The sequence below is a fragment of the Pandoraea fibrosis genome, assembly GCF_000807775.2.
Classification (GTDB): domain Bacteria; phylum Pseudomonadota; class Gammaproteobacteria; order Burkholderiales; family Burkholderiaceae; genus Pandoraea; species Pandoraea fibrosis.
Genome location: NZ_CP047385.1, coordinates 4,403,948 through 4,418,011 on the forward strand (window position 1 = coordinate 4,403,948; position 14,064 = coordinate 4,418,011).

The following is a 14,064-nucleotide window of genomic DNA, read 5'->3' on the forward strand; positions in this document are numbered from 1 at the left end:
TGCTGGTGGTTGAGATGGGTCGTCACGATTGACTGTGACTTTCATTTTGACGGACACGGCTGGCACGTCCATTGCCACATGCCACTGGAAACTTGCCGCGCGCTTCCCCATGTGCTGCGCGACCTATTAACCATAAAAAGTGTTGTATGTTCTTAGACCCCACTCCGATCAAGCGAGCTTGTGTCGGATTCCTACTGTTGATTGCGAGCGTCGCCACTCACGGCGCACCGAGCGTTGCCCCACTGCCGGCGAGCGAGCCTCATGCCGCGCGGTCGTCCTCGCCAACCGACGTCGACCTGGCGGCCACCGACGCCTCCCCCGCGCGCTTCATTGCTCGAAAAGAGCCGGTGGAGCAACTGTTTAAGGCCATCGGATCGGAAATCCACAAAGCGACACGTCTGAGCAGTAAGGCACGTCAATATCGCATTAGCGGCGAGTTCGACCTGCGCCGTCCTTTCGAGCTTATCGAGCGCGTCACGTCGAGCCTCGGCCTGATCTGGTACTTCGACGGGCAGATCATCTATGTGTACGACAATTCGGAGGTCGCCTCCGCAATGCTGTCGGTGTCTTCGGAGACTGTCGATAGCCTGGTGTCGTCGCTGAAGAAATCGGCACTCTATGACCATCGCTTCCCCATCAAGCACGCGGTGGGGACTGACCTGGTCTATGTATCGGGGCCACCCAAATATGTCGAGGTTGTGCAAGCCGCAGCCTCGCTCCTGCACACGCAGACCGAAGTCACCCGACGAACCGAGCGTCACATCGAATTAATCAGGATTCGTCACGTCCCGGTCGGCGATCGCAACTATTCGCAGCGAGGTGTTCAGTCGTCCGTGGCCGGGCTCGCACAGGTACTGGCAGCCGTGCTCGGGCGCGGCGCCTCGGTGACGGTTATGCCGCCGAAAGATCCAGGTACGCGGTCTCCGGGCGATGGCTCGAAAGACGCCGCCCTCCCGCTGCCGCCCGGTGTCAGCGAAATGCCGCCATTTGACGTCAACACGCCAGTCACTTTGGCGCCCCGGGGGACCACGACGGCCACTGGCCAACTCGCCCAGGAGCCTGCCGGTTCCGTGAACGCTGCGACCGAAGACGCGGCGCCAATGAACATTGTCGCCTACCCCTCCAGCAATAGCCTGCTTCTGGAGGGTACCGGCCAGCAGCTTGCCACGGCCCGCCGCCTGATCGATCAGCTCGACGTCGCCAAGGATCAAGTCGAACTGTCGCTATGGGTCATCGATATTCAAAAAAACAACCTCGACGAGTTGGGGGTCAACTGGTCTGCGAACGGAAGCATTGGGCCCGTGAATGTCGGATTCAATACGGCAGCGACGCTTTCGCGCTCGCAGGCCATGCAGTTCATGGCATCGGTAACGGCGCTAAGTCAGCAGAAAAAGGCCCGGATCGTTTCGCGCCCGATACTGCTGGCACAAGACAACAGTCCCGCCGTCTTCGACAACAGCAAGACATTTCTTGTGAGAGTCCGGGGCGAGCGTGTGGCTGCGCTGGAGAAGTTCACCTACGGGACCATGATCAGCGTGACGCCGCATGTGGTCTCGCCGGATGGGCGTATCGAAATGGAGCTGACCATCGAGGATGGCAATAGCGATGCCCCAAGCAAAGGCTCCGGGCTTGATCTGCCTGTCGTCTCCAGCACCAAGATCTCGACCGTCGCGCGAGTCCAGCACGAGCAAAGCCTGCTGGTCGGGGGCTACACGCAAAGCCACAACACAGAGGGCGTCGAAAAGATTCCGCTGCTGGGCGACATTCCCGTGCTCGGCCGCCTGTTTCAGTTTCGAAACACGAACGATCAGCAATCCGTGCGGATCTTTCTCATTCAGCCGCGCATGCTCGTCGAGGACGCGCGTTTTGAACGTGAGCGTGTGCGCACGCCGGTCGATATCACCGACGCGGTCGACGCGTTGAAAGCGCAAGTGGAATACTCCCGTGGCTAACATCGACCTCTCTCGCGTCACCGGCCCACGCCAAGCCACCGCGCCCGGCGCCTTTGGTCAAGAGGCCGGCGCAAACAAGCTGGTGCTGACCCAAAGCCCGCGCGGATCGCTCTTTGCGGGCAAGGACAGTTTGTCGTCCTTGTTGGCGGCCATGGCGCAAAAGCAGGCGGTTCGACGGGTGGAGAAACCCGCGAAGGGAACCGCGTCCAAGCGCCGCAATTCGATGTCCGAGACACAGAAGGCGGAACTTGCCCGCGTGCGCACTTTGATCCAAAGCGGTGGCGCGAACTTTGGCGCCGCCTACGAACACGCGCGCAATCTCTTCCCTGTCCCCGAGGAGCTTGCGCTGGTGCTGGCCGGTCTCCTCGAGGATGAGGAACTGGATGCGAAAACGAAGCAGGAAATCGACGACGCGCTCGCAGCGCTGATTCGCGAATACGGTCACGCACGATTAAGCGCCGGGCTCAACACCGGCCACGTGGTGAACACTTTCGCCTCGCGCTTGAACATTGATGCCAACGATCTTCGCGCGGCGTATCGCACATTGGTTGGCGCAGGCACGGGCGAGGCGGTCACGTATCGCTACCTCATTGACAAGTTCGGGTTCGAGCGCCGAGGACTGGCATTGGAATTTCTCGAATGTGCGCTCGCGGCCGATTTGGCCTCGGACGTGCCGTCGCATCCCCCGGAAGCGTTTCAACCGATGCTCGATTTGCTCTTTCAGCTACGGTTGATCCGATCCGCAGATGATCTGCTCCTGACAAGCGCCAGAGAGCGCAATAGACGCAAACGCGCTTCGACGCGCCATGATGAGCCGGACCTGTTCGATCAGGTGCTGGTCGACTTGCTTATCGCCAGTCTTTTTGACATTCAAAACGCTTGCCGACACCTCACGCATTGCTTGCTGCGATGGCGGGAATTTGCCGGAACGGACAACGTCATGGATTGGGCGGGTCGAATATTGCGCGCGATGGCTGACCTCCCGGTAGAGCTGTTCCCGGATTTGGCTTACCGCCAAGCCCTGCTGAGTGCGCTCTGCGAAGTCGTCGACGACATCTTTTTACATCGACGGGGCAGCGTCGCACGTCTCGGGAGTCTCCATGCCTGAGGACGCCTGGTACGCCGTGCTGGAACACGCTCTGGCAATGCACGAAGGGGAATATATCAGCGCGTGCCACGGCCCGACGACGCTGCTTCTGGAGCGTCGCGCCGACGTGTTGATTGCCATGCGCGAAATCTCTTCGAACGTTGGCGACATCGCCTCGTTCGCCGCGCAGATGCATCTGACAACGGACCTGTCCCATTGTCAGATTCTCTCCTTTGGTGACGCCCGCTATCTGTGCGTCTGGCGCCGCCGCCCGGTCAATGCCGACTGGCTTGCCGCGCTGGCTACCGCCGATTTTTGAGCGCCCCCGCTTTGATCCGCTCCTTATGAACACGATTGCTACCCGCCTGATGCGCCCTGAGCTGCTCGTATTGGTGTTGATGACAGCCATCATCTCGATGCTCATCATCCCACTCCCTACGTGGCTCATCGACACGCTGATCGCTGTGAACATGATCACCGCGGCGTTGATTTTCGTCGGCTCGTTTCACATTCAGTCGATTGTTTCGTTTTCATCGTTCCCCGCGTTGCTGCTTGTGACAACCGTGTTCCGGCTCGCGCTATCGATCACGACCAGTCGCATGATTCTCCTCGAAGGCGATGCGGGAGCGATTGTGGCGAGCTTCGGCAATTTCGTTATTGCCGGCGATCTGGTGATCGGTATGACGATCTTCGCCATTGTGACGCTCGTGCAGTTTATGGTCATTACCAAAGGGTCGGAGCGTGTTGCCGAAGTCTGTGCGCGTTTTTCGCTCGACGGCTTGCCTGGCAAACAGATGAGCATCGACGCCGACTTGAGGGCTAACGTCATCAATGGCGAACAGGCGAGAAGCCAGCGCAAACTCCTGGAGAAGGAGAGTCAGCTTTATGGCTCGCTCGATGGCGCCGTCAAGTTCGTCAAAGGCGACGCACTGGCCGGCATTCTGATCATCTTCGTGAATTTTCTGGGCGGCATTGCCGTCGGCGTGATGCGCAATGGCGACAGCTTCAGCCAGGCGCTCGAGACCTATACCCTGTTGACCGTCGGTGACGGCCTGGTGGCTCAGATCCCGGCGCTGCTCATCTCTATCGCCACCGGCTTCATCGTGACGCGCGTGAACGCCGACGACGAGAATCTGGGCACCACGATGCTCAAGCAACTCGGGGCGAAGAACGAAGTGCTGCTCACCGCAGCGGTGCTTTCCTTGGCTGCCGGCTTTCTTCCCGGATTTCCATTGGCGATCTTTGTGCTGATTGCCCTCGGCCTTGCCAGCATTTTTGTGGTGCGAAAGGGAGGGTTGCGCATGGCGTTGAGTGCTGCCGGCTCAACGTCCACCGGCGAATCCGATTCGGCCGGTTCGAGCGCCACGGAGTTACGGGCCAAAGGAGCCGGTGCAGGCGAAGACCAGCCACTGGGCGTGGGAGACGTCATCCCGGAAGCGGTCGCACTGGCCCTTCTTCTGCCACGCGACCAGAAATCATGGGCCACGCGTATCAATCTCTGCGCGAAGCTCGAACACGAAGTGTTCACTCAGTACGGCGTGAAGATCCCCGAGGTCGAGATTAGAGAAAGTTCAGCGCTGGCACCGCATAGCGCGCTGATTCTCGTGAATGAAATTGCCGCCGGCGAGATCCGGTTGAGCTTCGGAAGACACAAGGTGACAGACGGCGCGGACGTGCTGCTTGCATGCGGCACCGAGCTTGTCGATCTCTCCGACGGAAAAGATGCGTCGTACTGGATTGACGAAGACGCCGCCGAACGCGAGCGCCAAAAGGAAGTGCCGTCCTTTTACAGCCGCTCCGATGTCGAAGAGCTGGTGGAGTGCTTCTCCGTCATCGTCGCTCGCCACATTGGGGAAATTTTCGGCATTCAGGAAGCCAAGAACCTGCTGGATCAGTTGGAGGGCAAGTATCCCGAGCTGGTGAAAGAATGCCTCCGCAATGCCCCCGTACAACGGATTGCAAATGTGCTTCAGCGGCTCGTGGTCGAGCGAATCTCCATCAGGAATCTAAAGGGCATTCTCGAGGCAATTGCGCAGTGGGCGCCAAAGGAGAGAGACAACATCATGTTGTGCGAGCACGTGCGTAGCACGTTGGGACGATACATCACCGACAAGTTCAGTCGGGGTCGCCGCTTGAACGTTCTGCTTCTCTCCTCGGAACATGAAGAGCGGGTGCGCCGCTCGGTGCAACAGACCGCCAATGGCACATTCGTCAATCTGCCAGCGGAAGACGCACAGTCGCTTATCGAGCAAATCGACGCCCGCCTGAAGGGCGTGTATCTGTCGTTTGACGACATCGTGCTCCTGACGTCTGCCGATACTCGGCGTTTTGTCAAACGTGTCATCGAACCGCAATACCCGCAGCTCGACGTACTTTCCTACTCGGAAATCACCGATCAATCGCGTATCAACATCATCCACACTGTATAGGCATTACCATGACTGTCGACCTTATCTCGCTTATCAAAGCAGCACTCACCCATACCGGATGTATGGAAAAGCTGACTGAAGAACTCGACCCCCATGCGGCAATCGAGCTTAACTTCATGGAGGCACCGACAATCCGTATCGAAGCCGTGGATGACTCGGTTGTACTTTCCTGCCAGCTCTCCGAGTACATTGCGAATCTCCGCAATTGCCCCACCACGGTGATTCTCGACACTGTGGCCCCGAAGGCGCCGTGGGCGCGCCATCATACTGTGTCCTTGCTGGAAGACAACGGAGACCTTTACCTGACGGCAGTCGTTGCCGACCAGTACCTGCAAGATGGTGAAATATTCTCCCAGTCGATCGATGGCTTCTATGAACGAATTCGACTCCTGTGCGAAGCAGCCCGCCCATGAGCAAGCCGATTCGCTCGCCATGGATACGTCATAGCGCTCAGTTGTCCAAACTCCATGGTTCGGTCATTCACGCCCCGCTGCGTCGAACGTTTATCGGCGAGCGATGCGATGTGGTGCGCGACCCGCACCAGCCCGACACACGACTCTGTCAAGCGCAGACCATTGGATTTAGCCACCAGGACGCCATTCTGAGCATCCTGGGCAATACCCAGGGTATTCCTCGCGACGCCTGGATCATTCCGTCGGGGCGAGGCACCAGTCTGCCGTTGGGTAACGATGCGTTAGGTACGGCGATCGACAGCGAGGGGCGCGTGATCGCCAGACTCGCGCCACCGCACCACCAGGTGGCACAGTCCAGTACGCTCAATCTCGATGCCATGCCTCCCGCACTGTCGTGCCGTCGCAGCATCAACCGTGTCTTCGAGACCGGCGTGCGCGCCATCGATGGACTTCTCACATGCGGCGTCGGGCAACGTGTGGGCATCTTTGCCGGCGCGGGCGGCGGGAAGACGACGTTAATGTCGATGCTGATCGCGCATGCGAGCGCTGACGTCTATGTCGTCGGTCTGGTCGGCGAGCGCGGTCGTGAGGCCAGTGAATTTATCGACCACGGGATTCCCCCGGAAAAAAGAGATCGAACGATTCTCGTGTGCAGCACGTCGGATCGCCCGCCTGCGGAGCGCCGCAATGCCGCGCATTTTGCTACGGCGATCGCCGAGCGCTATCGCGACAGCGGGCTCAACGTACTGCTGATCGTCGACTCGATCACTCGCTATGCGCGCGCGTTGCGGGACATCGCATTGTCTGCGGGCGAACCACCCGCACGACGCGGCTTCCCGGCATCGGTTTTCGACGCACTTCCCACCCTTCTCGAACGGCCCGGCGTCGTTGAGCAAGGGTCGATTACGGCGTTCTATACCGTATTGCTGGAAGACGAGGACCTTGGGGATCCCGTTGGCGAAGAAGTCCGCTCGATTCTCGACGGACACATATATCTCTCTCGCAAGCTAGCCGAGCGAGGCCATTTCCCTGCGATTGATGCGCTGAAGAGCACAAGTCGTGTCATGACCCGGATCGTCGAAGCCGAGCATCGCGGCGCTGCTTCAGCGTTACGCGGCAAGTTGGCCAAGTTAGCGGACCTTCAGTTGGCGCTCGACCTTGGCGAGTATCAACCGGGAAGAGATGCGGAAGTCGATGCTCTATTGGACGCAAGACCGGCCATCGATGCCTGGTTAAGGCAAGACATCGACGAGTCTAGCGCCTTCGACCATACGCTGGAGGGGCTGCATGTACTCACGCGATAAACATGCCCAGCTAGCGGGGCTATGTGGACTCGGTCAGGTCCGTGTGCGTCGCGCGCTTAACGACTTGCATCTCGCGCGGTCCAATGTTCAGGCGTTGAAACAACGCCTGAACGACATCGAACGCAGCATTGTCGAGCTGGACCGTGAACGGGAATCGCTATTTGAGCAGCATCGCGGAATAACGAGCAGAGAGGGCTTATTTTCGCTTAGACGGCGCGCCGGCATGCTGGAGCTTCGGCGCATCGACCTTTCGTTAACTCGGGTTCAATTGGATTCGAACATAGAGATTGCGGTGCGAGAGGAGTCGCTCGCTCAAACCGCGGTCGCAGCAGCCCGGCGCGAGCGCGACAAGTTGGATCACGTCTCTCGTCTTTGGCAAAAAGAGGAAAAGATTCATATGCATCTGAAAGAAGAAATCAATGGTACCGGAGGTATCCCAGTATGAAGTTTGAGAAGGCCGGCGCTCCGAGACACGGCGATCCCATCTTTGGGGACGCCGCTTCGGCGCCTGCGCTCATCGAGCGAGTGCAGGCTGCCGCAGCGCAGCTATCCGAGAACCCGCTCGGTGATCTCGCACAATTGGCCAGCGTAGACAGCAATGCCGGTGCGGGTACCGGTGAGTTTGTTTTTCGGTTCTACGGGGGGTCACCCATCCCTCTCGAAGTCGATGACGACGATGACGATTGGAAATTGCCCAACGCCATACCGATGTACGTGGACGTCACGCTTCGCAGGGCAGTGCCGGAGCCTCCCGTCGAGGCCGCGCCCGGTGGCGCAACGAATGCACCACTCGACGATACGGACGTCCAGCGCAACACGCACTCTGCACTGGATCGCCCGATCCCCAACCCGCCTCAACAGGTTCCTGGCGGACTCAGATCGGCTTTGAAAATCGGAGTCACACCGTCAAGGCATAGCGAGTCTTCGCCGCACGCGCATCTCGGCGAGAAGACCCACAAAGGGGGGAAGCCCACGCGCGCGCGCTCGCTGGGTCAGGCAATGGTTCGGCGATCGATTGGGCGCACATCTGACGTCGCCGATGCCGAACCTCAACCTGAAGTCGCTGACATTCGCGACGTACATTTGCCCAACGCAACGCCCCATGGTGGCCAAGGACCGCGCCATCACGCTGGCGACCGGGGAGAGTCGGCAAAGGATGGACGCTCTGACGACGACAGAGCGCACGCACCGGTTGTCGCCGCTAGAGTGTCCGTGCCGTTTTCCTCTCCATCGCTGCTTTCAAAGGACGACGTTCCGCAGGAACGACCACAAAGTCGGATGGTTCGGCAACTGGCCAAAGATGCCTCGCAAGCCGCGGCGGAAACGGCGTCCAGCGAATCGGCGAATCACAGCGATGCCTACGAGATCACATATCGCTTTACCTCCTGGGGGGCCACCGCCTCGGTCAAGCTCAATGTCGACGGGTCGCAACTCGGACGCGCTATTGTCGCGACGCCTTCCGATCCCCGCGTGCACAAAGCCCTTCGCGCCGGCATAAGCAAGAAGCCGGCGGACGCGGAGAAAAACTCCGTGGGACTGCCCATTCGGCTCGCCTCCCCATCCGCCCCCGTCATTTCGGTGAACGAGCAGGAGCAAGAGCGACATAGACAGCCGCAGGTGCCGCCCGAAGAGGGAGAACAATGAATCGGGATCTGAAACTACGTCGGATGGATCACGCCCTGAGCGAGATGCGAAATTCGATTCTGGCGGCTCGCCTGTCGGGCGCGGTCGCAGCGCAACTCACTGCGGGGACTGACTACATCTCGCTGGAAGGCGAGTGCGGCAATCAGGAACTTCGAGCCTTTGCTCCGCTACAACAGCTCATCGATTTCTGGCTGGGAGAGGCCTCGATCCCTGCCGAGCAAATTGATCGCGACATTGCCGAGCAGCTGGTTATCGATGCATTTTCCGCGCAAGGTCTGCCATCCCCATCAGAGATATTTCTCTGGCGGGGGGTTTCCGGTTTCGCGCGAGAAGACGATTTCACGACCCCCAAAGCGCTCTTTCGCGGTGGGCCATTCGAGCTATATCTCGACACGTTGCCCGAGTCGCTCCACGCCCCGCTGTCGTTACATCCGGCCCTGCCGGTCGACGTGCAGTGGGTCCTGGGAAAGCTGACGCTGCCGGCGTCGTCAGTTTCCGGCCTTTCGCGCGGCGATCTATTGCGACTTCCCCCAACGGGCGGGGTGCTGCGCTCGGGCGAAATTTCACTATTTTCATTTCATCTTTACGGAGAATACTTGATGCTCGATGAGCTCGAAGACACTGGTGGCGACGCCAGCCACTACGACGACGAAAACGAGGCGGAAATGATGGCAAGCACCGCCCTGCAGGATTTGCCGATTACGGTCTCTTTCATGCTCGGCAAGCGCACGATGCGCGTGGCGGACATTGCGACAATGCAGCCGGGCATGACGATCTCACTGGAGCTTCTCTCGCCCCAGGTCGACCTGATCGCGGGTGGCGCCCGCCTTGCTCAAGGGGAATTGGTTCGCATCGGAGATTCGTTCGGCGTCGAGATCATGAAAACCGCGAACGACTCCAGCGATTCAGGATCATGACGCAGAATCCCGTCATCCTTATCGCAACGCTGGCGTTTGCCACACTCCTCCCGTTTGTTCTGGCTGTAGGCAGTTGCTTTATCAAGTTTTCTATTGTGTTCTCGCTTCTGCGAAACGCGATTGGATTGCAGCAAGTCCCGTCCAACCTGACGTTGAATGGACTCGCGCTCATCATGACCGCTTTCGTGATGATGCCGATCTTCAACCAGGTACAGCAGTACTACTACGAGCATAACGTCAACTTGGCCAATCAGGCGTCAATGCACGGGTTTCTCGACGAGGGGCTGGGTGCCTATCGTCAGTACCTGGCAAAGTATGCCGAGCCGGAACTGGTTGAATTCTTCAGCGAGCTACAGGACGCGCAGTTGCGGGATCACCCGTCTGGCGTTGACACCTATCGCCCCGACCATCACGTGGAGCGCGACGACATCGAGCAGGCCCCGCTTCTCGTCCTGCTTCCCGCCTATGCGCTTAGCGAATTGAAAAGTGCCTTCAAGATTGGCTTCTACATTTATTTGCCGTTCTTGGTCGTCGACATGCTCATCTCCAACATATTGCTGGCACTGGGCATGATGATGATGAGTCCGGTCACGATAGCACTCCCCATCAAGTTGATTTTGTTCGTCTTGCTGGATGGATGGGAGAAGCTGGTCAAAGGCCTGATTCTTCAGTACATCGACCTGGCGAAGTAACGAAACTCATGAGCGATTTACTACATGCCGCCGACAGGGCGCTATTCCTGATCGTCGCCTTGTCGGCGATTCCCATTGCCGTTGCGACACTGGTAGGTCTTGGCGTTGCGCTGGTGCAGGCCGTCACGCATTTACAGGAGCAAAGCCTTCCTTTTGGCATCAAGTTGCTCGCGGTGTGTCTTTGCCTGTATCTGATTTCAGGTTGGCTTGGCGCGCGCATTCTGAATTTTGGCGACGATATCCTTCGGATGGCGCTCCGGTGACCCACAGTGGAAACGATGGCACCTCCCCTTGAGCAATCCATATTGTGCGTAGCACTCGGGCTGGCACGCATTGGGCCCGCCCTGTTGTTTGTCCCGCTATTCGGAGAGAAAGCGCTGGCGCCGGGCCTCTTGCGCAGCGCGATGATGGCGCTGATCGCCCTCTCGCTGCTCCCGGTGCTGGCGCCAACGGAGCAAACGCTATCCGACATCCCCCTGCTGTCGACCGTGCTCAAAGAGGCAACCATTGGGCTCGTTCTCGGCTTCCTGTTCGGCGCGCCGTACTTTGCCGCCCTGGCTTGCGGAGAAATATTGGACAACCAGCGCGGCGCGACCATGGCGAAGGCGATCGATCCGGCGGCCGGTGTTGACGCATCGGTATTGGCCACGCTCATGGGCTTTCTCTGGACCGTGACATTTGCGCTTGGCGGCGGCCTGCTACATCTGCTCGACACACTGGCGGCAAGCTACCGGCAGATCCCCATCGAGAGTGCGCTGACGTTCGATGCCACCACGTTATACGGCATCGCGAAGTTGCTCGGACAGGCACTGCTCGCCGGCATCTCGGCAGCAATGCCCGCGCTGGCTGCGATGTTGTTTGTCGAGATTTCCCTTGGCGTCTTGTCTCGCTTCGCCCCGCAACTGAATCCCTTTTCGGTCGCCATGACGCTCAAGAGCCTCGTGGCCTGTCTGGTCCTGTTGCTGTACTTCAGCGGTGAAGCCCCCAGATTCCTGTACAACCGATTTGACGAGTGGTCGCTGCCCACGTTGTTCAGGGGAGTCCTGTGAGTTCAAGCGCCAAGACAGAAAAGCCATCGGAGAAAAAGAAGCAGGATGAAAGTAAGCGCGGAAAATCCTGGCGCAGCCAGGATCTCGTCACACTGATCATTCTGCTCGGCGGCGTATGCTTCATCCGTTTCGGTATTTCCGTAACGGGCGTGTTTCACTCCATGTTTCTCGCCGCCGAAGATGGCTTTGTTATTCCTCTGGACGATTACGCGAAGCGTTTCGTGGAGTTGTTTGCCGTCACGATCTCCGGCTTGATCCTATTGGTGATTGTTCTGGCGGCGATACCGAATCTCCTGATGTCGCGGTTTCGCTTCGCCACCGAGGCCATTCGGTTGAACTTCTCGGCCATCAGTCCGGTCTCCGGGTTCAAGAGAATTTTCAATCTGAAAACCGTGAAAGATGCCGCCAAGGCATGCTTGTATCTCATGGTTTTTGCCTTGGCGATGGCCCTGTTCTGGCACAATCATCGCGCTGAAATTCTCAGCCTGGTGCGACTTCCGCCGGCCGGTCTGCTACCGACGCTCGCGGATCTGGTGTTTTCATTGATTCTGACCCTCCTGCTGGCCGCACTGACGATTGTGCTGGTGGACGCCTTCCTTGAATATCAGCTGTACATTCGCGAGCTGAAGATGACGCGAGAGGAAGTGAAGCGTGAGAACAAGGAGCAGAACGGCTCCCCCGAAATCAAGCAGGCGCAACGGCGTCTCGGTGCCGAAATGTTGTCTGGCGAAGTTTTGGCCGATGTTGAAAAATCGTCCTTTATTCTCGCCAATCCAACCCATATTGGCATCGGACTCTATATCAATCCGGAAATCGCACCGTTGCCTTTCATCTCGGTGATGGAAACCGACGAACGGGCTCTTGCTGTCATTGCTCACGCAAAGAAAATGAAGGTTCCTGTCGTTCGGAATATTTCACTGGCACGTAAGATCTTTGCAACTCACCGACGCTACTCCTTCATCTCCGAAGACTGCCTAAACGATATTGCCGACGTCTTGATGTGGTTTGTCGATATCGAGAAGAATCAACGGGCAGAATATGACGAAGAACAGAATGACGAGGCGCCAGATGATGAGGAGCCGTATGAGGACGTGCCGGATAAAACCGGATATGACGCATAACACCCAAACGCATCGGGTGCCCGGTCGTATTTATTGAGTGTCGTTTGCGCGGAGGGAACGCCGACAAACCGTCAGCGTTCCCCCGTTAAAGAGACGAAGGGGATATCAACCTTGGCTCAACCGTTCAAGTTTCGCACTCAGCACTTCCAACTGATGCTGCATGTTACCTATCTCGCAATGATCCAGCGATTGACGATTCCAGAACACCCAGACGTCGTCGGCACCGGATCGCGCGCCGACAGGTTGAAGTGGATCATCGAGAAATAGATTCTCATAGAGAATTTGATCGATTTCGTGGTCAGCTATCCGTTCGAGACTACCGAACATCACAAGACTGCCCTGTGGCTGTTCGACCACATGGACGACCTGCTCCGATATCTGAAGGCTCAGTATGCCGTCGATGGGCTGCGGGACACCGAGTCCGAGAGAGCGCCAAAGATCGACCGTCACCTTGTCAAACTGGGTTGCCATAGACGTGTTCATCCTATAGGTGCGTCGTCTCGATCAACGGTTCGCTCGCCGGATCAACAGGCTCCATGAAATTCAGCTTCCATGCCCGCAGAATGGTCACGCATGCCTCATTCACGAGCGCAATTTCTCGCCTGTCATAAGACCCGATATCTTCGAGCGAGTAGATGGGGCATGAAATCGCCAGGGAGGTCTTGTTCAAAGTTGTAGAGTCGCGGATATCGCTCGACGCCCGATCGGAAAAAAGAGACAGCGTATTCAGTGCATAGATCGCACATTTCATTGCCGATTCGTCCGAAATGGACTTCAAGGCATCAAGGTGGGCCTCAGTCACTCCCTTGCGTCCCTCGGCCACGCTCTGGATATCCGCGATTTTTGGCCTCGGACTCGCGCGAATCACCGATTTGACAATATCCGCCATTTCTTTGGTGCTGTAGCTATGCGCCAGCGGCGTTGCGGAGTCGTTCATCTCCGCCATGATTTGGTTCTTTCTCCCCGCCCCCAGACACTCGCGGAATAGACCGTTCTCCAGCGTCTCATTTTTTGCCACATAGACCAGGCGACAGCAGATTTCGCTAAATTTCTCAGCAAACTCGGGGCTGAATTTCGGCTCGACAGATAAAGCACCTATGCGTGCAGTTGCCGCAACCTGTTGGGTAGACGCCGGATGGAATAGTCGGCAGATGGTTGCCGACACTTCTCCGACAAAAGACGATACGCGGTTGAAAATCGGCCGAAGAACTTCGCGGTGCACCGAACGACACCACGCCAGAATCGACGCGGCGACACCGTGGCGCTCTCCGCCAGTGACATCGCGCACCTGACGACCGTTGAGTTGACCGATCTGTGTTGCGGCCGGCCTTTCGATGCTGTGAATTGACCTTTGAAGAATGGGGCTTTGTGTCTGAATCTGCATATAGACTCCGGTTGCACGACAACCCATGGGTGCGGACCATCGGAAACTGCTTGTCGCTCCAGTCAGTAGAGC

The 14,064-nt window shown here is 58.1% G+C and carries 15 protein-coding genes; 13 read left to right on the plus strand and 2 right to left on the minus strand.

The genetic code is table 11. The annotated features are described in order from the left end of the window. The first annotated feature begins 146 nt into the window (after positions 1 to 146). The 13 genes from sctC (at position 147) to PI93_RS19535 (ending at position 12,608) form a co-directional block, all read left to right on the plus strand. Positions 147 to 1,952, plus strand: coding sequence for a type III secretion system outer membrane ring subunit SctC (sctC, locus tag PI93_RS19475; protein ID WP_080759141.1), 1,806 nt, complete (start codon positions 147 to 149; stop codon positions 1,950 to 1,952). Beyond that, positions 1,945 to 3,060, plus strand: coding sequence for an HrpJ domain-containing protein (locus tag PI93_RS19480; protein ID WP_039369418.1), 1,116 nt, complete (start codon positions 1,945 to 1,947; stop codon positions 3,058 to 3,060). The genes sctC and PI93_RS19480 overlap by 8 nt, the downstream gene beginning before the upstream one ends. Beyond that, positions 3,053 to 3,358 (plus strand): hypothetical protein, encoded by a 306-nt coding sequence (locus PI93_RS19485; protein WP_039369420.1) that lies wholly within the window; start codon positions 3,053 to 3,055, stop codon positions 3,356 to 3,358. Before PI93_RS19480 ends, PI93_RS19485 begins: the two co-directional genes overlap by 8 nt. 79 nt (positions 3,359 to 3,437) lie before the next feature. Next, a complete protein-coding gene (locus PI93_RS19490) occupies positions 3,438 to 5,468 on the plus strand; it encodes an EscV/YscV/HrcV family type III secretion system export apparatus protein (RefSeq protein WP_236109295.1) in 2,031 nt (676 codons plus the stop codon). Between the two features lie 8 nt (positions 5,469 to 5,476). Then, positions 5,477 to 5,881: an InvB/SpaK family type III secretion system chaperone gene (locus tag PI93_RS19495; protein WP_039369426.1), complete on the plus strand. Its 405-nt coding sequence runs from the start codon at positions 5,477 to 5,479 to the stop codon at positions 5,879 to 5,881. Then, positions 5,878 to 7,185 (plus strand): FliI/YscN family ATPase, encoded by a 1,308-nt coding sequence (locus PI93_RS19500; RefSeq protein WP_052240602.1) that lies wholly within the window; start codon positions 5,878 to 5,880, stop codon positions 7,183 to 7,185. Before PI93_RS19495 ends, PI93_RS19500 begins: the two co-directional genes overlap by 4 nt. After that, positions 7,169 to 7,630, plus strand: a complete 462-nt coding sequence (locus PI93_RS19505; RefSeq protein WP_039369429.1) for a hypothetical protein — start codon at positions 7,169 to 7,171, stop codon at positions 7,628 to 7,630. The genes PI93_RS19500 and PI93_RS19505 overlap by 17 nt, the downstream gene beginning before the upstream one ends. Next, positions 7,627 to 8,829 carry a SpaN/EivJ family type III secretion system needle length determinant gene (locus tag PI93_RS19510; protein ID WP_039369432.1) on the plus strand — a complete coding sequence of 401 codons (1,203 nt, stop codon included), beginning with the start codon at positions 7,627 to 7,629 and terminating at the stop codon, positions 8,827 to 8,829. The genes PI93_RS19505 and PI93_RS19510 overlap by 4 nt, the downstream gene beginning before the upstream one ends. Further along, positions 8,826 to 9,746 (plus strand): FliM/FliN family flagellar motor switch protein, encoded by a 921-nt coding sequence (locus tag PI93_RS19515; protein WP_080759142.1) that lies wholly within the window; start codon positions 8,826 to 8,828, stop codon positions 9,744 to 9,746. Before PI93_RS19510 ends, PI93_RS19515 begins: the two co-directional genes overlap by 4 nt. Beyond that, the gene (locus PI93_RS19520) at positions 9,743 to 10,438 is read left to right on the plus strand and encodes an EscR/YscR/HrcR family type III secretion system export apparatus protein (RefSeq protein ID WP_039369438.1); all 696 of its coding nucleotides are present in this window, start codon (positions 9,743 to 9,745) and stop codon (positions 10,436 to 10,438) included. Before PI93_RS19515 ends, PI93_RS19520 begins: the two co-directional genes overlap by 4 nt. 8 nt (positions 10,439 to 10,446) lie before the next feature. Continuing rightward, positions 10,447 to 10,701 carry a type III secretion system export apparatus subunit SctS gene (gene sctS, locus PI93_RS19525; protein ID WP_039369441.1) on the plus strand — a complete coding sequence of 85 codons (255 nt, stop codon included), beginning with the start codon at positions 10,447 to 10,449 and terminating at the stop codon, positions 10,699 to 10,701. A 15-nt stretch (positions 10,702 to 10,716) separates the two neighbouring features. Further along, a complete protein-coding gene (sctT, locus tag PI93_RS19530; protein WP_080759143.1) occupies positions 10,717 to 11,487 on the plus strand; it encodes a type III secretion system export apparatus subunit SctT in 771 nt (256 codons plus the stop codon). Next, positions 11,484 to 12,608, plus strand: coding sequence for an EscU/YscU/HrcU family type III secretion system export apparatus switch protein (locus tag PI93_RS19535; RefSeq protein WP_052240604.1), 1,125 nt, complete (start codon positions 11,484 to 11,486; stop codon positions 12,606 to 12,608). Before sctT ends, PI93_RS19535 begins: the two co-directional genes overlap by 4 nt. A gap of 105 nt (positions 12,609 to 12,713) precedes the next feature. Here PI93_RS19535 and PI93_RS19540 read toward each other — a convergent pair whose 3' ends face one another. Together PI93_RS19540 and PI93_RS19545 are read right to left on the minus strand one after the other, a co-directional pair. Further along, the gene (locus PI93_RS19540) at positions 12,714 to 13,079 is read right to left on the minus strand and encodes a CesT family type III secretion system chaperone (RefSeq protein ID WP_158453302.1); all 366 of its coding nucleotides are present in this window, start codon (positions 13,077 to 13,079) and stop codon (positions 12,714 to 12,716) included. A gap of 13 nt (positions 13,080 to 13,092) precedes the next feature. Further along, positions 13,093 to 13,992, minus strand: a complete 900-nt coding sequence (locus tag PI93_RS19545) for a hypothetical protein (protein ID WP_039369446.1) — start codon at positions 13,990 to 13,992, stop codon at positions 13,093 to 13,095. Positions 13,993 to 14,064 lie beyond the last annotated feature (72 nt).